General features: G+C 44.0%; 18 protein-coding genes. 7 read left to right on the forward strand and 11 right to left on the reverse strand.

Annotated features, from left to right (window positions below):
* The 10 genes from OO184_RS16470 to mreB form a co-directional block, all read right to left on the reverse strand.
* Positions 1–270 (reverse strand): barstar family protein, encoded by a 270-nt coding sequence (locus OO184_RS16470; RefSeq protein ID WP_049582716.1) that lies wholly within the window; start codon positions 268–270, stop codon positions 1–3.
* Between the two features lie 4 nt (positions 271–274).
* Entirely contained in the window at positions 275–739 is a 465-nt protein-coding gene (locus OO184_RS16475; RefSeq protein ID WP_265380104.1) for a ribonuclease domain-containing protein, read from the reverse strand.
* A 42-nt stretch (positions 740–781) separates the two neighbouring features.
* The gene (gene tldD / locus OO184_RS16480) at positions 782–2,227 is read right to left on the reverse strand and encodes a metalloprotease TldD (protein WP_265380105.1); all 1,446 of its coding nucleotides are present in this window, start codon (positions 2,225–2,227) and stop codon (positions 782–784) included.
* 5 nt (positions 2,228–2,232) lie between these two features.
* Positions 2,233–3,090 carry a deaminated glutathione amidase gene (nit1, locus tag OO184_RS16485; protein WP_265380106.1) on the reverse strand — a complete coding sequence of 286 codons (858 nt, stop codon included), beginning with the start codon at positions 3,088–3,090 and terminating at the stop codon, positions 2,233–2,235.
* Entirely contained in the window at positions 3,087–6,884 is a 3,798-nt protein-coding gene (yhdP, locus tag OO184_RS16490) for an AsmA2 domain-containing protein YhdP (protein WP_265380107.1), read from the reverse strand. The genes nit1 and yhdP overlap by 4 nt, the downstream gene beginning before the upstream one ends.
* Before the next feature lie 47 nt (positions 6,885–6,931).
* A complete protein-coding gene (gene rng, locus OO184_RS16495; protein WP_265380108.1) occupies positions 6,932–8,401 on the reverse strand; it encodes a ribonuclease G in 1,470 nt (489 codons plus the stop codon).
* On the reverse strand, positions 8,398–8,985 hold the full coding sequence (locus tag OO184_RS16500) for a Maf family protein (protein WP_265380109.1): 588 nt from the start codon (positions 8,983–8,985) through the stop codon (positions 8,398–8,400). Before OO184_RS16500 ends, rng begins: the two co-directional genes overlap by 4 nt.
* 208 nt (positions 8,986–9,193) lie before the next feature.
* Positions 9,194–9,682 (reverse strand): rod shape-determining protein MreD, encoded by a 489-nt coding sequence (gene mreD, locus OO184_RS16505; RefSeq protein ID WP_049582722.1) that lies wholly within the window; start codon positions 9,680–9,682, stop codon positions 9,194–9,196.
* Positions 9,682–10,716: a rod shape-determining protein MreC gene (gene mreC / locus OO184_RS16510; protein WP_265380110.1), complete on the reverse strand. Its 1,035-nt coding sequence runs from the start codon at positions 10,714–10,716 to the stop codon at positions 9,682–9,684. The genes mreD and mreC overlap by 1 nt, the downstream gene beginning before the upstream one ends.
* 110 nt (positions 10,717–10,826) lie before the next feature.
* Positions 10,827–11,870, reverse strand: coding sequence for a rod shape-determining protein MreB (gene mreB, locus OO184_RS16515; protein ID WP_011148194.1), 1,044 nt, complete (start codon positions 11,868–11,870; stop codon positions 10,827–10,829).
* Between the two features lie 673 nt (positions 11,871–12,543).
* Between mreB and acuI the strand changes: the two genes are divergently transcribed.
* The 4 genes from acuI to accC all read left to right on the forward strand — a co-directional run bounded on the left by acuI (position 12,544) and on the right by accC (position 16,045).
* The gene (acuI, locus tag OO184_RS16520) at positions 12,544–13,521 is read left to right on the forward strand and encodes an acrylyl-CoA reductase (NADPH) (RefSeq protein ID WP_265380111.1); all 978 of its coding nucleotides are present in this window, start codon (positions 12,544–12,546) and stop codon (positions 13,519–13,521) included.
* A gap of 209 nt (positions 13,522–13,730) precedes the next feature.
* A complete protein-coding gene (gene aroQ / locus OO184_RS16525) occupies positions 13,731–14,183 on the forward strand; it encodes a type II 3-dehydroquinate dehydratase (protein WP_265380112.1) in 453 nt (150 codons plus the stop codon).
* A 29-nt stretch (positions 14,184–14,212) separates the two neighbouring features.
* The gene (gene accB / locus OO184_RS16530) at positions 14,213–14,683 is read left to right on the forward strand and encodes an acetyl-CoA carboxylase biotin carboxyl carrier protein (RefSeq protein WP_265380113.1); all 471 of its coding nucleotides are present in this window, start codon (positions 14,213–14,215) and stop codon (positions 14,681–14,683) included.
* Positions 14,684–14,695: 12 nt separating this feature from the next.
* Entirely contained in the window at positions 14,696–16,045 is a 1,350-nt protein-coding gene (gene accC / locus OO184_RS16535) for an acetyl-CoA carboxylase biotin carboxylase subunit (protein ID WP_265380114.1), read from the forward strand.
* Positions 16,046–16,112: 67 nt separating this feature from the next.
* Here accC and lhgD read toward each other — a convergent pair whose 3' ends face one another.
* Positions 16,113–17,300, reverse strand: a complete 1,188-nt coding sequence (gene lhgD, locus OO184_RS16540) for an L-2-hydroxyglutarate dehydrogenase (RefSeq protein ID WP_265380115.1) — start codon at positions 17,298–17,300, stop codon at positions 16,113–16,115.
* A 490-nt stretch (positions 17,301–17,790) separates the two neighbouring features.
* Here lhgD and OO184_RS16545 point away from each other — a divergent pair, with 490 nt between their 5' ends.
* The 3 genes from OO184_RS16545 to prmA are packed head-to-tail and all read left to right on the forward strand — an operon-like array spanning position 17,791 to position 20,400.
* Entirely contained in the window at positions 17,791–18,033 is a 243-nt protein-coding gene (locus tag OO184_RS16545; protein ID WP_265380116.1) for a YhdT family protein, read from the forward strand.
* Positions 18,023–19,468 carry a sodium/pantothenate symporter gene (gene panF / locus OO184_RS16550; protein ID WP_265380117.1) on the forward strand — a complete coding sequence of 482 codons (1,446 nt, stop codon included), beginning with the start codon at positions 18,023–18,025 and terminating at the stop codon, positions 19,466–19,468. Before OO184_RS16545 ends, panF begins: the two co-directional genes overlap by 11 nt.
* 41 nt (positions 19,469–19,509) lie before the next feature.
* A complete protein-coding gene (gene prmA, locus OO184_RS16555) occupies positions 19,510–20,400 on the forward strand; it encodes a 50S ribosomal protein L11 methyltransferase (protein WP_265380118.1) in 891 nt (296 codons plus the stop codon).
* Positions 20,401–20,567 lie beyond the last annotated feature (167 nt).

The following is a 20,567-nucleotide window of genomic DNA, read 5'->3' on the forward strand; positions in this document are numbered from 1 at the left end:
TTAGGGGAAAATATTAAAACTAAGTTCCCCTTCCAGCTCTTCTTCAGCTTCTTCAAACAAGAGTACTAATGAAGCAAAATCGTGTCTTTTCTGCTGCGTAAAATGGATAAAATTGACCTCTACAGGTAAATCAATTCCTCCTGTCACAACATCCCACAGAGCATCCAGATTACTACCAAACTCGTCTCCTAACTCAAATTGCTCAGAAAACTGCTGATAGAACATTTTCAGATCAGGGATACGGTCAAAATCAAACTCCACTTTATGCATAGAATTACTCCATTAAGGTAAAACTTCTGTAATGATCCAACGTCAGATAAATCAGACCATCAGATGAATAAAGCAATCTGTCACTCCCTCTGTGCCCACAACGGTAGTTAACATCTGCTTCAAACCACTGACGTTTCGGTTTCATTGGTAGCTTCTTTTCACGATTAGTAAATTTGTCGCCACCAATCGCCCTACCCGGCAGAACCTGACATAAATTTCCCTGTTTTGCATTCCAGCCAAGGTCGCGGGCCTGCATCTTAGTAATATAAATATCGGGCAATTTATTATTCTGTCGTAAGTAAGCCACCACATTATTCTGTTCAGTTAGCCCTTCAATCCGTTGTATTGCTGAGGTATTCCTACCTGTTTCTGGAGCCTGCAACAGTGTCTTATCAACACCTTTAGCAAAAGTACCACAAGTCACAACCAAAACAGTCAGTAACACACCTGCTAGCCAAGTCTTCTTCATGACTATCCTTATAATGATCTATCTCGGATAAACAGCCAAAAATCAGGCTGTTCCTCCAACGGTCAAGTTGTCCAGTTTCAAAGTAGGCTGACCAACACCAACAGGTACGCTCTGGCCCTCTTTGCCACAAACTCCGACACCTTTATCTAGATCAAGATCGTTTCCTACCATAGAGATCTGCTGCATAGCCTCAATACCGGAACCGATAAGAGTTGCACCTTTCACTGGTTTGGTAATTTTACCGTTCTCAATCAGATAAGCCTCAGATGTCGAGAACACGAATTTACCGGAAGTGATATCCACTTGACCACCACCAAAATTTGGCGCATATAAACCATTTTTCACACTACCGATGATCTCTTCCGGTGTGGAATGGCCTGCCAGCAAATATGTATTAGTCATACGAGGCATTGGCAGATGAGCATAAGATTCACGGCGACCATTGCCAGTCGGCGCGACTCCCATCAGGCGCGCATTCATTTTGTCCTGCATGTAACCTTTCAGAATGCCATTTTCAATCAATACATTGTATTGTCCAGGAACGCCTTCATCATCAATTGCCAATGACCCACGACGACCTTTTATCGTGCCATCATCAACCACAGTACAGAGTTCAGACGCGACCTTCTCACCAATCTGGCCAGAAAACACCGAAGTACCACGGCGGTTAAAATCACCTTCCAACCCATGACCAACAGCTTCATGCAGCAACACTCCCGGCCAACCAGCCCCGAGAACAACCGGCATAGTACCCGCAGGCGCAGCAACAGCGGAAAGATTCACCAGCGCCATACGAACAGCTTCGCGCGCAAATTGTTCTGCACGGATCTGACCACTAACCACTTCCAGAAAATATTCATAACCGTAACGACCACCACCACCGCTGGAGCCATGTTCACGTTTGCCATTATCTTCCACCAGCACCGTGACAGATAAGCGAATGAGAGGGCGAATATCAGCCGCCAAAGTCCCATCGGTCGCCGCGACCAACACCCGTTCATAGATCCCTGTCAGACTGGCATTGACTTCCTGTACCCTTGGATCTTCCGCGCGAGCTACCTGATCCACACGCTGCAATAACGCGATCTTTTCTTCACGGGAAAAACTTTGCAGCGGATCAATTGCCGCATAAAGCGGAGAATAGGCCACTTCGCCAAAGGTATGGACTTTACCATTTCCTTTTTCATGGACGATGCTACGGGCAGCCAGCGCACTTTGTTGCAGCGCATTCAACGTGATCTGGTCTGCATAAGCAAAACCCGTTTTTTCACCACTGATTGCCCTAACGCCAACTCCTTGATCAATATTATAGGAGCCATCCTTAATAATCCGATCTTCCAACACCCAAGATTCATGGTAACTGGACTGAAAATAGAGATCGGCATAATCCAACTGACGTTCAGTCAGTTGACCGAGTACTGAAAACAGATCTTGATGGCTTAATTTATTTGCAGCCAGTAAGTGTTCACTGACAGAAGTTAAACTCATAATTGCTACTCTTTAATTTGCGGTATTTTTTCAATCAAGGAAGTCAACTGCGGCCGGAAGCGGTTATGTTTCACCACTTTCATCTGCTCACGCATAACCTTCAAACTATCTGCCCTGACATTCAGTTGCAAGGCACTAACTGCATCGGGGTTTTTCTTAATTACTTTCCCCCAACCGTCTACTGCCATTGAGTGACCCCACGTCTGACGGGTTCCATGTACACCAACCTGAGCCGGCGCTAACAGAATACATTGGTTTTCAATAGCACGGGCTCGTAACAGTGGCTCCCAATGTGCTTTTCCTGTCAAACGAGTAAATGCCGCAGGAACAGATATCAACTCAGCGCCTTGCTCACGTAGCGCCTGAAATAACCCAGGGAAGCGCAGATCATAACATATGGCCATCCCGAGACGACCAACAGGGGTATCCACAACGGTAATATGTTCTCCGCGTTGGAAAACAGATGATTCGTTATATGATCCATGTTCATCATTAATATTGACATCAAACATATGGATTTTGTCATAACGGGCGCAAATCTTACCCTGATCATCAAACAACAGGCTACTACTGGTGAGCCGTTCAGAATTTTCACGACTGATAAGCGGCATAGAACCGATTAATAACCAAACACCATAACGGCGTGCAATCTCACTAACAGCCTGCTGTAAAGGCCCATTCCCTTGTTGTTCCGCATGCTTACGATAGCTATCAGCATTAGCAAACAACAATGCATTTTCCGGGGTCATGACAAACTTGATAGTATCTGGCAACTGCTTAATTTGCTGTTCAATTTGCGCCAAATTATGTTTGATATTCTCACCGCTACATAACTGCAAGAGTGCAACATTGACGTTTCTCATGTTCCTCTATTCTCCTTAAGCTGACGCAGAACTTCATCAATTTTCGGTTGTTCAAGATTACCAGTAATTCGGTAACGAATAACGGATATCTTATTCCATAACGGTCCCAAAACCTTGGTCGCTGCGAATAATGCAGCACCTGCCATCGGATTGATGACAAAAGCCGTCGCTACTCCCACAGTAGCAGAAATCTCCGGCGTGACGATGGCTTCTATATTTATCTGCTGGCGAACAAGATCGATCTCACCTTTCGTTATCACATCGGCAATCAACCCATCGACCCGTAAGTTTTCTGTCTTGAGTATCCCATTTTTTACCGAAACATCACCACGAATTGAATCAAATTCAAAATCCTGGCTAAAGGTATCGCTGAAATCGAGCTGTAATTTACGTAACAGAGCATCAAAACTGACTAATTTTAGTAACTGACCAGCACTTCCCCCACCCAATTTTTCAATAGCGCCTTTACCTAAGTCGCTTTTAAGATTGCCATTCAACGTCTGAAAATTGGGTTTCCACGGTGTATCCCACCAATTAAAATCAAAGCGGAAGGTAAATGGCGAATTAACAATCGGTACGACTATACCAAGGTAAGATGCCATCTCATCAAACTTTTCACCAGAAAATTGCCCCATAATACGCGTATTATTCCCTACAGCACCTTCTTGCCAACGACCTGCCAAATTTAATTTACTGACACTGTTTTCTACTATTCCATCCCTTAATACCAGCGAATTACCTTCTGGAATCAGAGAGCCAGACACCTTCCCAAGCTTCAATCCCATAATCCAACATTCAGAACAGGTGATATCTAATGAAGGCCACTGATTCAGCGAATAACGTAGAGTTGTACCTGTCTGAGATTGTTTAGCTAAATCCGATTCATCTTGCAGAGGACTGTTTTGTAAAGGACTATAATAAAGATAGCTCAAATTCATTTGCCAAGGGCCGCTATTACGGATATTAAGTTTACCGTTGATTTCCCGACTATTAGCTGTGATCTGCGTTCCCCAAGACTGTTTTTCCACATCCAACGATAACTGATTCCAACGTTGTCCCCCCACATCCAGTGATGGAAGTGATATCCGCAAATGCTGTGGCAACATTGACATTCCCGCCAATGAAGAACCTGAAGTCAGCGGCGCAATCAGCCCTAACCACTCTTCCCCCTCAATTGCCGGAAGATTCAGTTCCAATAGGGATTTTTCAGGTAAGTCAGGAACGTTGCTACTGTTACTTTGTAAAATTCCCCGTAACAATTGAGTGCTTTTCCCTGCTAAACGCCATTGAGTATTAAATGTATACTGCTTATCTAAAATGCCTTTTACTCGCAACTGCTCCATATCACCATCAGCCAGTATATGAAAAGCGCGTCGTTCATCCGCTTTCAAAGCAGGTAAATGACTATCCACTTGTGATAAGTCAGCGTCGATTTTCACATCATATTGAGGCTTACCCTGAAACGGCAAATTGATACCAACCTTTCCTTCCCAATCAACAGAGCCAGAAAACACTTTAGCAATCACCGGTGAAAATCCAGATAATTTTGCAATAGCCCAACGCGCATTCAGACCAACATTTACTCGATAGTTTTTGGGTAAACTCTCAGTAGAAAAATCAACCGTAACAGGCTGCCCAAGCCATTGGGCCGATAATTTGCCGCTTTGTAAATTGCCATTATCAAAGCGGAATCGGCCACTCACATTTTTCATTTCGCTATCTAAAGGTTTAATCAACAAATGATTATTTTTTAAAGTCACCTCACCGCGAACATTTACATTGCCTCCATCGAGTGGAATATCCAAATGTAAATTACCCGCGATTTGACCACCAACCTGCAATGTATCCAGCGTTTCACCAACAGAATTTGCTAACGGGCTGCGGGTAAAATATTCATGAATATCTTTGCCATCTCCCAGCAGATCAGCGTCGATTAATAATTTCTTGCTACGATAATTAGGAATTACGGCTGAAAGATTACTGGCTTTCACTTTACCAAGCGCCGTTTGCGGAGCAAGCATCCATAGACCGTTATTCTGGAAATTAAGATCAATATTGAGATCCAGCAATGCCGGCCAATTTGGTTGGTACTGGAACGTCGCATGACGCAATGGAGCAAAAACTTGAAACTGCCCATTATTCTTCGCAAATGGGAAATCTTTTGGATTGCCTTGAAAAACAAAAGTCGCGTTTTCTATCTGCCCTTTAATAATTGAAGCTGTCAGATAGTCAGTCAGAGGTTTCCCCATCAAAGGTTCTGGAAAATATCTCCAGGCATCACCTGCATCATAAACCCGTACTCCCGCCAGAATACTCAGCGATGGGGGCTGTTCTTTAGGCTGTTGATAACGAAAATCACCATTAACCCACAATGATTTCGCTTGCAAATCCAACCCTTGACTCCAAAGTTGTAAACCTCGCTCACCTTGCCGCCAGAGTATTTCGCCGTGACTTTGGGATATCTCAAACGGCGCCAGGAACATATTTCGATAATCAACGACACTATCCTGCAAAGCAAAACTCAGTTTGCCTTGCCGCAAGCCGCCATTGAGAGAACCTGAGAAATTATCAATAGAGGGCAGTTCCTGCCAGCGCTGCCAACTGACATTCTGCCATTGCATACTGATTCGGGAATCATCTGCCATTTTGGGTGTAATATCGAGAGCAAGATACTTTACCAATCCTTGTGGCTGACGACGCTGCCAATCCTTCACAACATCAGGAGTCAAAAAAGAAAAAGTCGGTAAAATGCTACTTAGCCGTTCAAGTTGAATGTTTTTTGCCCGGACACGCCAATGATCATGACCATCAGCTCTCTTGGTTTCCGGCAGATAGAGCACTGATACTTTTCCCGACGGCCATTGTTGACCATCAGTGTTCAAATTTGCCAGCTCAGGTGCATCAAACAACCAACCACCATCTTGGCGACGCATCCGTAACATCAGATCAGTGACCGAAAGGTTGTGAGGTTTGCCAGCAACTTTCCAATTAGCTTCTCCCTGACGGAGTTGTAACTGGCCGCCATCAATTCGACCATCTTTAAGCATAATCCAGCTAGACAAACTAAACTCAGCATCCTTCAACCCAGTATTATCCTGCAACCAATGACTTAACCACGGGTGAATATCAACATTATCTGCCTGCAAATAAATAGTACCGTTATCCAGTACGCCATTAGTGTCATGCAAATCGAATTTAACTTGTATATCTCCGTGCTGATTATTGATAGAAGAGAGACTAATTTTCCCTTGAGCACGGTGGCGATTATCTTTATTCAGCCAGGTTAATTGTGGTAACAACAGATCAGCACGTTCACCGGAGGGAGTGAGGAAAGTAAAACGGCTATCTTGCAGATTAAAATGATCAAACTGCTCTAGAAACAGATCAGAAAATAGATCCGATTGGGAAAACATATTACCGCTTTGATTATTAAACAGCGGTTGATAGTAATCTACTTGTAACTGATAAAAAGTAAGATCGCGGAAACTCCAACGCATTCTTAGCAAAGATAACCAGATATCCAATGCAACCGTGATCTTTTTGGCTTTCACATCTGCATTTGCAGTTTTTACACTGATATCACGTAATTCAAAAACAGGCCCAAAAGATTCCCATTTTCCCGCAATATATCCAGCATCAATAGGTACACCAATAATTGACTCAACTTTAGCGGATAATTGTGGGCGGTAATCATTAATATGTGGCAGTAGAAAACGTAATCCACTAACAAGCAAAGCCACAATGATAATGACTATTGCGGCTGTCGCTAATAATACTCCCGGCAGTCGCCTCACACACATCTCCTCGATTACCTATGCTGTTATGACAGCAAATCAAATGGTTACATCATAACTACGTCAAATTGTTCCTGACTGTAGAGCTGTTCTGTCTGAACTTTTACCTGTTTACCGACAAAAATCTCCACTTCCGCCAGGGCATGAGATTCCTCCCCTCTCAGCGCTTCGGCCACTGCGGGTGAGGCATAAATAAGGAAACGATCTGCGTCAACTGCCCGGTGCACACGCACAATTTCACGCATAATCTCATAACAGACAGTTTCAACCGATTTTACAGTTCCCCTTCCCTTACAAGTAGGACAGTCGCTGCAAAGTATATGCTCTATACTTTCACGAGTCCGCTTACGGGTCATTTCCACCAGTCCAAGTTGGGAAAAACCATTAATCGTCGTTTTAACACGATCTTTACTCAGCGCGTGTTCAAGAGAAGCTAATACCCGTCGACGATGCTCTTCGCTATTCATATCGATAAAATCAATAATAATAATACCACCCAGATTACGCAGCCTTAATTGCCTGGCAATAGCTTGCGTCGCCTCAATATTGGTATTAAAAATAGTTTCTTCCAAATTGCGATGCCCGACAAATGCGCCAGTATTAATATCAATTGTGGTCATCGCTTCAGTTTGGTCAATAATCAAATAACCGCCTGATTTTAATTCAACTTTGCGATCGAGTGCTCGCTGAATTTCATTTTCTACATCAAACAGATCGAAAATAGGCTGACTACCGTTATAAAGTTCCAATCTGGCAGTCATTTTAGGAATATATTCGCGAATAAATTCCTGTAATTGAGTAAACGTCAAACGAGAATCCACACGAATACGATCAAGGGCTGCTCCGGCGAAATCACGCAAAATACGATGGGCCAGAGCCAATTCGCCATAAAGTTTATTTTTAGTGACATTGCGCTTTTTACGCTCCATCACCTTACTCCACAATCGTTTCAAGAAAGCCGCATCTTGAGCTAATTCTTCGTCACCAACGCCCTCGGCAGCCGTCCTAATAATGAAACCACCATGTTCATCACAATAGTCAGCAACAATATTTTTCAGACGATTACGCTCTTCTTCACTTTCAATACGTTGTGAAACCCCGACATGAGATGCACCGGGCATAAATACAAGATAACGGGAAGGTAAAGTAATATCGGTCGTTAGTCGAGCGCCTTTAGTGCCAAGAGGATCTTTCACCACCTGAACCATTAAATCTTGTCCCTGGCGAACCAACTCAGCAATATCTTTGACATGAAAGTTCTTTTGCTCCTCACCGGCAATACATTCCGTATGAGGCACAATGTCTGAAGCGTGAAGAAAGGCAGCTTTTTCCAGACCAATATCCACAAAAGCAGCCTGCATCCCTGGTAATACCCGGCTTACACGACCTTTGTAGATATTGCCGACAATTCCTCTTTTGGCTTCCCTTTCTATATGGATTTCTTGCAAAATCCCACCATCAATGTAAGCAACGCGCGTTTCGGATGGTGTAATATTGACTAATAACTCTGCTGTCATGTGTTCCCCTTTCCATCAACTAACGCAAAAAACTTTGTGATTAATTCGTGCGTTTCCACCAATGGCAGACCAACAACTGAGTGATAACTACCATTAAGCGTTTTAACAAAGCAACCCGCTTTTCCCTGAATACCATAAGCACCCGCTTTGTCCATCGGCTCACCGGTTGCTACATAATCCAAAATTTCCTGTGTGGATAATTGGCGAAAGGTCACATCTGTAATGACTATATCACTTAAAGTACGCTGATTATCTGATAAAGCAATAGCGGTAATCACCTGATGACACTGACCGGAAAGTGCGCTGAGCATTTCAACGGCATGTTGTTCATTGCGCGGTTTTTCCAAAATCTTACCATTCAATACAACAACAGTATCCGCTCCTAGCACCGGAAAATCTTCTGGCGCAATAGCAACCCCCGCCTGAGATTTATCTTTTGCTAATCGGCTAACATATTGACGCGGAGTTTCACCCTCTTGCCATTGCTCCTTTACCTGAGGAGAAAGAATTTCAAATTTAAAGTCCAATAACTCAACCAGCTCACGCCGCCTTGGTGAGCCGGAAGCCAGATAAAGGGTTTTCATGATGATATCGTCCTTACTACTACCTATCTCATTAGGCTATTTCATTTGCCATTTTGAATCTGGAGCAGAGCTTAATCCTCACGTAATCCAGGCACGCTTCGGTTACACTCTCTACTCGCATCCTCAAGTTACTTGGAAAGAATGGCCTGCATCAGTAACGCCTGCTGGAATAAGCTCTATCAGGACATTAAAAACTGCGATCCGACCACTAATGTACATTAAACTGACGACGGATTTTTCGCATTAACAGGAACAACCACGGCCAAAGAATACCATTGACCAAACTGTTCCAGAATACTTCTGGATGAAAAGCAACATTTGATAACAAAAATTCTGCCCAAAACACACTGAAATCCATCAGTACCGATAAAGCAATGACGACCAAAGCCTGCTGCCAAAGCGCCATATTGCGGAATAATTGAAACTTAAATGACACCAAATAACTCACAAGACTGTAAGCCAAAGCGTTAACACCCAGTGTCGCCCCCTGAATCAAATCTACGATGATCCCCAATACAAAACCGGTCCCAACACTGACTCTATGAGGTAACGCCATTACCCAATAAATCAACAATAGCGCCGACCAAGTTGGCCGATACATATAAATTTGCTCCGGCCACGGCATAATTTGCAGCACCATTGCAACCAAGAAAGATAACCAAATGATCCAACGCCCATGACTCCGGTATTGATTCATTAACGATTTCCCGAATTTATAAATTTAGCAGACGTTATTGTCGATTCAGCATTTTTCACTCTTTCTGTTGTCTTGGTTGTTTCATCAGAAACAGACGATGGCGCTGGTGGTCCCACTTCATTCGCATGCGGCAATACCTGAGGCATCATTTGCATTAAACGTTCATTGGCTACACGATAAACCTCTGATGGAGGCAATGGTTCGGATGGATTATTATCCGCTCCCCACAACAACAACAAATAACGCAAACGCTGTAATTCTGCCGTTGGTCGAGCGTGAATCACAGTATAGGCTCGCTGATTATCGACTTTAACTGACGAAACCACCGCTACCGGATAACCTTCCGGGAAACGCCCCCCTAACCCAGAAGTCACCAACACATCTCCAACCCGAATGTCTGTGTTGCTTGGTAATAGCTCAAACTGCAAATCATCAGTACAACCCGCACCCGCAATAATAGCCCTGATATCATTACGTAAAACTTGAATCGGCAAAGCATGAGTCGTATCACAAATCAGTAATACCCGGCTAGTAAACTGACTGACAGCAACAACTTGACCAACAATGCCTTTGTCACTGATAACAGGTTGTCCTTCATAAACACCTTCTCTTGATCCTTTATCGATGACGACCTGATCACTATAAGGATTAGCCCTACCGGAGATCACCTGCGTCACCATCATGTGTTCATCCTGACGTAAAGGCGACCCCAATAGCTCACGCAAACGGGAATTTTCCTGTTTAAGTTGCCCTAATAACAGCATATCACTGTTTTTCATCAATAATTCTTGGCGTAAAGCACGATTTTCCAATCGAAGTTGTTCACGGGAAGCAAGGGTTTCTGACACGCCATCAAGCACTTGACGCGGGCCATTGGCGAGAAAATAAAATGGACTGACCACCGTATCCATATAATTACGGACTTTACTGAGAGCATCAAGGCGGCTGTCTGCCACAACCAAAGCAATGGCAACAATAACAGCAAAGAAAAGTCGTAATTGCAGGGAAGGCCCCCTGCTAAAAATTGGCTTCATAAGCTGCGCTATTCCAAACTGTACTGTTTCATAAACAATGGAATTCCCAGACAGCAATCGCAAGGAGGTCTGAGCTGCCCGTCATTCCTCCCTCACTTGCAAGTTAACACTCACTCCTCACTGAAGAGTTCACCGCCATGCATGTCGATCATTTCAAGCGCTTTTCCGCCACCACGGGCAACGCACGTCAATGGATCTTCCGCAACAATGACAGGAATACCCGTTTCCTCTATCAGTAAACGGTCAAGATTGCGCAATAATGCACCACCACCAGTCAAGATCATGCCGCGTTCTGAAATATCGGAAGCCAATTCTGGCGGACACTGCTCAAGAGCGACCATGACAGCACTAACAATACCCGTTAAAGGCTCTTGCAGAGCTTCAAGAATTTCGTTGGAGTTAAGCGTAAAGCCGCGTGGGACACCTTCAGCCAAGTTACGACCACGAACTTCAATCTCCAACATCTCATCGCCGGGATAAGCAGAACCGATGGTGTGTTTAATACGCTCAGCGGTTGCCTCGCCAATCAACGAACCATAATTACGGCGAACATAATTGATAATAGCCTCATCAAAACGATCACCACCGATACGTACAGAAGATGAATAAACAACCCCGTTCAAAGAGATAACCGCCACTTCCGTGGTGCCGCCGCCAATATCCACAACCATTGAGCCCGTGGCTTCAGAAACAGGTAAGCCAGCGCCAATCGCCGCAGCCATAGGTTCTTCAATCAAAAATACTTCTCGAGCACCGGCACTGAGTGCCGATTCACGGATTGCCCGACGCTCAACTTGAGTTGCGCCAACAGGTACACAAACCAAAACTCGCGGGCTTGGACGCATGAAACTGTTGCTATGAACTTGCTTAATAAAGTGTTGCAGCATCTTCTCAGTAACATAAAAATCAGCAATCACCCCATCTTTCATCGGACGAATTGCCGCAATATTACCCGGTGTTCGACCCAGCATTTGCTTTGCTTCCTGCCCAACGGCAGCAACACTTTTCGATGAACCTGCACGATCCTGACGGATTGCGACAACCGAAGGTTCATTCAATACAATACCCTGACCTTTGACGTAGATAAGGGTATTGGCGGTACCCAAGTCAATAGACAAGTCGTTGGAAAACATGCCACGAAATTTTTTAAACATAGCGAAAGGATAATCCTGCAAGCTGGGGACGGAACAAAACCCGTCTACTCTACCAACCACATGAAGCAGCGACAAGGCGCACAAGCACCTGCTTCAATAAAAAAGTGGCTACGTTATTCATATCAACAGCGCGATATTCTACGTTACTTCTCCCAAACGGAGCAGAAAAAAACTGCATAAAAATGGGTTAATTTTACCAATTGTTCCATAACGAAATGCAAGAACCACCTAATTTTGCATAATTCAACATTATGGTGCCACTGGATGATACCACTGGCACCGTACCGGCTAAATCCGCTGCTGCTTTTTGACCAATAGCTATTCCGGTAAGCTCATATCAAATTCATGCCTATAAACTCATACCTCTGCTCGCCATTACCAACACTTAACCACAAGTACGTAGTCTGTGTAGTGAGCAAATTAATGATGTAATAAACTACGACTAAAATACAATACTTTCTGCTAAAAAATAATAAAAAACAGAATTTTCTGAAATAGAACGCCATATGCAACTAATGCTGGAATATGACAATGAGATTACAGATAAAAATGCGGATAAATTCTGTTTTATAATCCATCAACACTTTATTTTTTCTTATCTACCTTATGTAAATTACTCATTTTTATCTATCCTTATTTAATGACAAAATTGATTACAGAGAACGGAACAATAATGAAAGCCCTGCTACTCAAACAACAACAGAACCAATTATCAGCGTCCATAGAAGAAATTGATGCTTCTCATCTTCCCGTGGGAGACGTTACCGTCGATATTCACTGGTCAACTCTCAACTATAAAGACGCATTAGCAATCACAGGCAAAGGGAAAATTATCCGCCAATTCCCGATGATACCGGGTATTGATTTCTCTGGCATTGTACACAGTACCGAAGATCCCCGTTTTCATATCGGTCAACATGTATTATTAACCGGCTGGGGTGTAGGAGAAAATCATTGGGGTGGACTGGCGGAACAAGCCAGAGTTTCAGGCGAGTGGTTGACACCTTTACCTGCCGGTCTGGATAGCAGACAAGCAATGATCATTGGTACTGCTGGTTTTACCGCAATGCTGTGCGTTATCGCCCTGGAACAAGGCGGCGTTAAGCCAGAAAGTGGTGATGTTGTTGTGACAGGCGCCAGCGGTGGTGTAGGGAGTACGGCGATAGCCCTACTCTCACAACTTGGCTATTCCGTTGTTGCCGTTAGCGGTAGACAAGAAAATCATGAATATTTGTTATCCCTAGGAGCAAAAAAAGTTTTGCCACGCCATGAATTTAGCCAACCACCTCGTCCACTGGAAAAACAGCTTTGGGCCGGAGCTATTGACACTGTAGGCGATAATGTACTGGCAACAATACTGGCTCAAACTCACTATAACGGCACCGTTGCAGCCTGCGGCCTCGCCGGTAATGCAAATCTGCCAACCACAGTGATGCCATTTATTTTACGTAACGTACGTCTGCAAGGCGTAGAGTCCGTCACCGTTCCATCAGCCAAACGACCTGCTGTGTGGCAACGCCTGCAAGAGCTGTTACCCGCTTCTTTTTATCGGCAGGCAACAACTGAGATAACACTGGAGCAAACAGTGGAATATGCTAATAAATTGATAGCTAACCAGGTTACAGGACGTACTTTAGTAAGAGTTCGTTAAGAATTGTGATTAGCCTCTAAAGTAGAGTGGTTTTATTCTTGACATTTTTTCTGATAAGACCAGTATTTAGCTGCTAAATGCTACGATATGATTATAATGTCGCGCTTTATCGTGGAAATAAACTGAGTAGCTGTTACAAAAAGATGACAAATCGTTAATATCGGATTATGTTGGAGCATTGTTGACAAATCGCCGGAGATACCAGCACAATGGCAGACAAGTTTCACATTTTACTCCTTAACGGCCCTAACCTGAATATGTTAGGAACCCGGGAGCCTGATATCTATGGCAACTTAACACTTGATGATATCGTCAGCAAATTGTCTGAAGAAGCCCACCAATTAGGGGTCAAATTCAGCCACCTGCAATCTAACGCAGAATTTGAGCTGATAAATAGAATTCATTCTGCACAGGGCAACATTGATTTTATCTTAATTAACCCTGCTGCATTCACGCATACCAGCGTGGCACTGCGTGATGCATTGTTGACAGTAAAGATCCCATTTATTGAGATCCACCTCTCCAATGTTCACGCGCGCGAGCCATTTCGTCATCACTCATATCTTTCAGATATTGCCGTTGGTGTAATCTGCGGTTTAGGGGGAGATGGCTATAGCTTTGCATTACAGGCAGCGGTAAACCGCTTGTCAAAACTCAACTAAATAAAACAGAAGAGTACGGAATCACACTCATGGATATTCGTAAGATAAAAAAACTGATCGAGCTGGTTGAAGAATCTGGCATTTCTGAACTGGAAATTTCTGAAGGGGAAGAGTCAGTGCGCATCAGCCGCGCATTAGCCCCCCAGAGTTTTCCGGCAGCTCAGCAATATATTCCCGTCCAAGCACAACAACCTGCATTGTCTAACGCTGTTGCGCCTTCTCAGGCTCTGCCAGAAACAATCAGCGATAGATCAGCCGCAATCGACGGTCACGTCGTTCGTTCTCCAATGGTAGGTACCTTCTATCGTACGCCTAGCCCAGATGCAAAACCGTTTATCGAAATCGGCCAACGCGTCAATGTGGGTGATACCCTTTGCATCGTTGAAGCAATGAAAATGATGAATCAGATCGAAGCCGACAAAGCAGGTGTGGTTAAAGCGATTCTTGTGGAAAGCGGTCAACCCGTTGAATTTGACGAGCCGTTGGTCGTCATCGAATAACGAGGCGTTCCCATGCTTGATAAAATTGTAATTGCTAACCGTGGTGAAATTGCCCTGCGTATCCTGCGAGCTTGTAAAGAATTGGGGATCAAAACCGTTGCGGTACATTCCTCTGCGGATCGTGACTTAAAACATGTACTGCTGGCAGACGAAACTATCTGTATAGGCCCGGCAGCTTCTGCAAAAAGCTATCTGAATATCCCGGCGATTATTTCTGCGGCAGAAATCACCGGCGCAGTAGCCATTCACCCTGGCTATGGTTTTTTGTCTGAAAATGCAGATTTTGCTGAACAGGTTGAGCGTTCCGGCTTTATTTTTATCGGTCCAAAAGCAGAAACGATCCGCCTGATGGGTGATAAAGTTTCTGCTATCAATGCGATGAAAAAAGCAGGCGTTCCTTGCGTACCTGGCTCTGATGGCCCATTGTCTGATGACACAGAGAAAAACAAAGCCTTCGCTAAACGCATCGGCTATCCTGTCATCATCAAAGCATCCGGCGGCGGCGGCGGTCGCGGTATGCGCGTCGTCCGCAGTGATAAAGATCTGGAACAATCAATCAATATGACCCGTGCGGAAGCAAAAGCTGCTTTCAATAACGATATGGTTTATATGGAAAAATTCCTTGAAAATCCACGTCATATTGAAATCCAGGTACTGGCTGACGGTCAAGGTCAAGCAATTTATCTGGCTGAACGTGATTGCTCTATGCAACGCCGTCACCAGAAAGTTGTCGAAGAAGCCCCTGCACCAGGTATCACGCCAGAAATGCGTCGCAGTATTGGTGAACGCTGTGCTAACGCATGTATCGAAATTGGCTATCGTGGCGCCGGTACTTTCGAATTCCTGTATGAAAACGGCGAATTCTATTTCATTGAGATGAACACCCGTATTCAGGTCGAACATCCAGTGACAGAAATGATTACCGGTGTTGACCTGATTAAAGAGCAGTTGCGGATCGCCGCAGGTATGCCGCTTTCCATTAAACAGAAAGATGTTGTTATTCGTGGTCACGCTATTGAATGTCGTATCAACGCCGAAGATCCGAACACGTTTCTGCCAAGCCCAGGTAAAATTACCCGTTTCCACTCACCAGGTGGATTTGGTGTACGCTGGGAATCGCATATTTATGCTGGCTACACCGTCCCTCCTTACTATGATTCAATGATTGGTAAGCTGATTACTTACGGTGAAAATCGTGACAATGCTATTGCCCGTATGAAAAATGCATTGGCAGAATTGATCATTGATGGCATCAAGACAAATATCGAGCTTCAACAGACGATTATGAATGATGAAAACTTTCAGAATGGTGGCACTAATATCCACTATCTGGAGAAAAAACTGGGATTACAGGAAACTTAAAACTGGTTTAATAACATCAACATATTTTAAGGAGCGTCCAAGCGCTCCTTTTCATATTATTTCACATTCACACAGGCAAATATTGGTGAACAATTTCACGACCTATTTCAATTGAAGCAGTCGCTGCTGGTGAAGGCGCATTACAAACGTGTAGTGAGCGCATACCCGTCACGATATGAAAATCATCAACCAGCTTGCCATCGGCAGTCAGTGCTTGAGCACGCACACCCGCGGAACCAGGAACAATATCCTCAGCATTGAGTTCAGGTATCAGGCAACGAGCATTAGCGACAAACCGTTTTTTACACAATGAACGGTATATCTCCGCCATTCCTTCACTAAAATAGGTACGCGCAATTTTCCAAAAACCACGATAGCTCAATATTTCTCTCAGATCTGTCAGATCAATATCGGTTTTTCTGTAACCTTCGCGCTTAAATGCCAGTACTGCATTCGGACCAATATCGCGTTTACCGTTATACATACGGGTAAAGTGTACACCAAGGAAAGGAAAATCTGGATTAGGTACTGGATAGATCAAATGGTTGACCAAATAGTTTTTTTCACTATTCAACACATAATATTCACCACGGAAAGGAATGATCTTCATGCCTGTATCATAGCCCGGCAAACAAGCGATACGATCACTATGCAATCCGGCACAATTAATCAACCATTTTGCCTGATAACTATTCTGTGGCGTGACAACTTCTACTCTGTCACTACCTTCTTTAATGGCGGTAACCATTTGACCATAAATCAGGGTAGCGCCACGCTGCTGGATAATTTCCGCCAGTTTATCCGCCACCTCTTTATAGTTCACAATACCAGCATCAGGAACAAGTAACGCTTCCAACCCATTAACATGCGGCTCGCGCTCATTGAGTTGCAAACGATTTAGGCGACTAACTTCCAGACCATTTTGCAATCCGCGCTGATAGAGATTTTCCAGTAATGGTAATTCTTTCGGCTGTGTAGCAACAATAACTTTGCCGCAACGATCATGGTACAAACCATGCTGGCGACAAAAAGAGAACATAGTTTTATTACCACGTGTCGCCAGACGAGCTTTCAGACTACCGGGTTTATAATAAATGCCTGAATGTACTACATTGCTATTGTGACCGCTTTGATGGCTGGCTGGTGTATTCTCTTTATCCAACATCAATATCTTGATACTCGGCTGAGCTTCCTGCAATGCATTAGCAACACCAAGCCCAACAATACCAATACCGACAATAATATAATCATACATACCTTATTCCCTATTATTGATTCAGATACCGAGCAGCCCATTTTTCTAGATTTTTGCCAATGAGTAAAACTACACTAATACTAATGTCACTATTGGTAAAATGTTTTACCGATATTTTCAATTTTTCCCTCAATAGCAAACATGATAACCAATATCAGATAAATTATTGTCGGAAATAATTTAATTTCATTGTATTTCATATTGCTTTTCACAGTATTAGCCACCAATAAATAAACAATCTAAATTTGTCTATAATATTACCAATCATCTTGTGGGAAAAATATGATGAAAATGCGATCAACATATTCCCAAAATGCATTTCCTTATATGGGTTATGCTACAAGAATACGAGATAATCTATTCATGTAGAAAAGTTTTTAAGCAAAACTCAAATGACTTACTCAATATCACATTTTTCCTGAATAAATTCGCATCTTGCCGTACAATCCTTCCCTTCTCATCCTAATTTATCTAATTACCGGAAGAACGAATGGACAGACGATTTGTTCAATCCCATAAAGAAGCACTTTGGGCTGTGTTGTTAACGCTTGCTTACCTTACAGGCTGGCTATTGACAGCCTATTTACCCAGTGATGCTCCCGGTGTCACTGGCTTACCTCGCTGGTTTGAAATGGCATGTCTATTATTACCAATTGTATTCATCATCCTCTGCTGGTTAATGGTGAAGTTTATTTTCAAAGAAGTCCCGCTGGAGGATGAGAATGCAAAGTGAAGTTATCTTACCTCTACTTGGCTATCTAGCACTGGTATTTCTGCTATCAGTTTACGCCTATCGACGCCACCGGAAAGGCGCCTTCCTGACTGAGTATTTCCTTGGCAACCGTTCAATGGGCGGTTTTGTATTGGCCATGACCATTACTGCCACCTATATCAGTGCCAGCTCATTCATCGGCGGGCCAGGAGCAGCCTATAAATATGGTCTGGGATGGGTATTACTGTCGCTGATTCAATTGCCGGCAATATGGCTTTCTCTGGGTGTGCTAGGTAAAAAATTCGCTATTCTCGCACGCCGCTATAATGCCGTTACGCTTAATGACATGTTGTATGCCCGTTATGGCAGTCGTTTTCTGGTTTGGTTTGCCAGCCTAAGTCTTTTAGTCGCTTTTATCGGCGCGATGACCGTTCAGTTTATTGGCGGCGCACGCCTGCTGGAAACTGCTGCGGGTGTCCCTTATGGCACTGGGTTAATGATTTTCGGTATCTCTATCGCTCTCTATACCGCATTTGGGGGCTTCAGAGCGAGTGTCCTCAATGATGCTCTACAAGGGCTGGTAATGTTGTTAGGCACTGTTCTGTTGCTGGTAGCGATTATTTATAAGGCGGGAGGTCTGTCGGAAGCAGTCACCACATTACGAACAATTAATCCTGAGCTGGTTTCCCCACAAGGCGCAGACCACATCCTCAGCGGACCTTTCATGGCATCATTCTGGGTACTGGTCTGTTTTGGCGTCATTGGCTTACCTCATACCGCCGTTCGTTGCATCTCCTATCGCGATAGCAAAGCTGTTCACCGAGGGATCATCATCGGCACCATCGTCATGACGATCCTGATGTTTGGTATGCACTTAGCAGGAGCGCTTGGTCGAGCGATTATTCCTGATCTGACCATTCCCGATCAGGTTATCCCAACATTGATGATCACCGTATTGCCGCCATTGGCTGCTGGAATTTTTCTAGCCGCACCAATGGCCGCCATTATGTCCACAATTAATGCGCAACTGCTGCAATCTTCTGCAACCATCGTCAAAGATCTCTACCTAAACTTATTTCCACAACAAATCGTACAGGAAAAAAGACTCGCCCGAATTTCCAGTTTTTCTACCCTGATTCTTGGTTTGTTGCTACTTTTAGCCGCCTGGCGTCCACCCGAGATGATTATCTGGCTGAATCTATTAGCCTTCGGCGGCTTACAGGCCGTATTCCTCTGGCCATTAGTACTGGGCCTATATTGGGAAAAAGCCAATGCCTATGGCGCTATCAGTTCGATGATTACAGGGGCAACAAGCTACACTCTGCTCGCTAGTTTCAATATCCATCTATTGGGCTTCCATCCAATCGCGCCATCATTGCTACTTAGCTTGTTGGCTTTCTGGATGGGCAATACCATCGGTCAGCGATTACCGCAAAAAGCAGTCAGACCACACTAAGTTGGTCACTTTTAATCTATTTCAGTTAAGGAGAATTTTTTATGCCTTGGATACAACTTCGATTAAATACTACAGGACAGCTCGCTGAATCCCTTGGAGATACTCTAATGGAAAATGGAGCGGTATCAGTCACCTTTCAAGACAGCCACGATAACCCGGTATTCGAACCTCTACCGGGGGAGACGCGTTTGTGGGGAGATACAGATGTCATCGGGCTTTATGATGCTGAAACGGATATGAAAGCCGTCATCAACCAGCTCGAACAAGTTCCTGAGTTGGGTGAAGGATTTATTCATAAGATTGAGCAATTGGAAGACAAAGACTGGGAACGTGAATGGATGGATAACTTCCACCCAATGCGTTTTGGCAACCGCTTGTGGATCTGTCCAAGCTGGCGCGACGTTCCTGATCCAGATGCTGTCAACGTTATGCTGGACCCGGGACTGGCTTTTGGTACAGGTACTCACCCAACCACATCGTTATGCCTGCAATGGTTAGACAGTCTCAATCTGGAAGGTAAGACAGTTATCGATTTTGGTTGCGGTTCCGGCATACTGGCAATTGCCGCGCTAAAACTCGGTGCAACGCACGCTATTGGCATAGATATCGACCCACAAGCTATTCAAGCCAGCCGAGACAACGCAGAACGTAACGGCGTTCTGGAGCGTTTAACGCTATATTTGGCGAAAGATGCGCCAAACGATCTTGAATCTGATGTAGTAATTGCTAATATTTTGGCAGGCCCTCTGCGTGAACTCGCTCCTGTAATTGGCGCATTACCAAAACCGGGCGGCCTGTTAGGTCTGTCGGGTATTTTAACAAATCAGGCAGAAAGTGTTATTCAGGCCTATACTGATAAATTCGTCATCGATCCTGTCGCGGAGCATGAAGAATGGTGTCGGATATCTGGGGTAAAAATAACAACAAATTAAAATTATTTTATTTTGTTATAATTGCAAGAGTGAATTTTGATCGCTTATTGATGGTAATCCGTGCTATCAGCAAACTTGCTGATAGAAAAATCCTAAGTGACAAACTTTACCAATAACATATAACACCATGTTATTTATGAATAATTATATTTACCACAGAAGAAAAG

Source organism: Photorhabdus aballayi, assembly GCF_026153155.1.
Lineage (GTDB): Bacteria > Pseudomonadota > Gammaproteobacteria > Enterobacterales > Enterobacteriaceae > Photorhabdus > Photorhabdus luminescens.

Excerpts from the sequence above, each read along its gene's own strand:
- mreB (WP_011148194.1), bottom strand. The coding sequence starts at position 11,870 with ATGTTTAAAAAATTTCGTGGCATGTTTTCCAACGACTTGTCTATTGAC.
- lhgD (WP_265380115.1), bottom strand. The coding sequence starts at position 17,300 with ATGTATGATTATATTATTGTCGGTATTGGTATTGTTGGGCTTGGTGTT.
- panF (WP_265380117.1), top strand. The coding sequence starts at position 18,023 with ATGCAAAGTGAAGTTATCTTACCTCTACTTGGCTATCTAGCACTGGTA.
- acuI (WP_265380111.1), top strand. The coding sequence starts at position 12,544 with ATGAAAGCCCTGCTACTCAAACAACAACAGAACCAATTATCAGCGTCC.
- prmA (WP_265380118.1), top strand. The coding sequence starts at position 19,510 with ATGCCTTGGATACAACTTCGATTAAATACTACAGGACAGCTCGCTGAA.
- accC (WP_265380114.1), top strand. The coding sequence starts at position 14,696 with ATGCTTGATAAAATTGTAATTGCTAACCGTGGTGAAATTGCCCTGCGT.
- aroQ (WP_265380112.1), top strand. The coding sequence starts at position 13,731 with ATGGCAGACAAGTTTCACATTTTACTCCTTAACGGCCCTAACCTGAAT.
- mreD (WP_049582722.1), bottom strand. The coding sequence starts at position 9,682 with ATGAATCAATACCGGAGTCATGGGCGTTGGATCATTTGGTTATCTTTC.
- OO184_RS16545 (WP_265380116.1), top strand. The coding sequence starts at position 17,791 with ATGGACAGACGATTTGTTCAATCCCATAAAGAAGCACTTTGGGCTGTG.
- rng (WP_265380108.1), bottom strand. The coding sequence starts at position 8,401 with ATGACAGCAGAGTTATTAGTCAATATTACACCATCCGAAACGCGCGTT.
- accB (WP_265380113.1), top strand. The coding sequence starts at position 14,213 with ATGGATATTCGTAAGATAAAAAAACTGATCGAGCTGGTTGAAGAATCT.
- mreC (WP_265380110.1), bottom strand. The coding sequence starts at position 10,716 with ATGAAGCCAATTTTTAGCAGGGGGCCTTCCCTGCAATTACGACTTTTC.
- tldD (WP_265380105.1), bottom strand. The coding sequence starts at position 2,227 with ATGAGTTTAACTTCTGTCAGTGAACACTTACTGGCTGCAAATAAATTA.
- OO184_RS16475 (WP_265380104.1), bottom strand. The coding sequence starts at position 739 with ATGAAGAAGACTTGGCTAGCAGGTGTGTTACTGACTGTTTTGGTTGTG.
- OO184_RS16470 (WP_049582716.1), bottom strand. The coding sequence starts at position 270 with ATGCATAAAGTGGAGTTTGATTTTGACCGTATCCCTGATCTGAAAATG.
- nit1 (WP_265380106.1), bottom strand. The coding sequence starts at position 3,090 with ATGAGAAACGTCAATGTTGCACTCTTGCAGTTATGTAGCGGTGAGAAT.
- OO184_RS16500 (WP_265380109.1), bottom strand. The coding sequence starts at position 8,985 with ATGAAAACCCTTTATCTGGCTTCCGGCTCACCAAGGCGGCGTGAGCTG.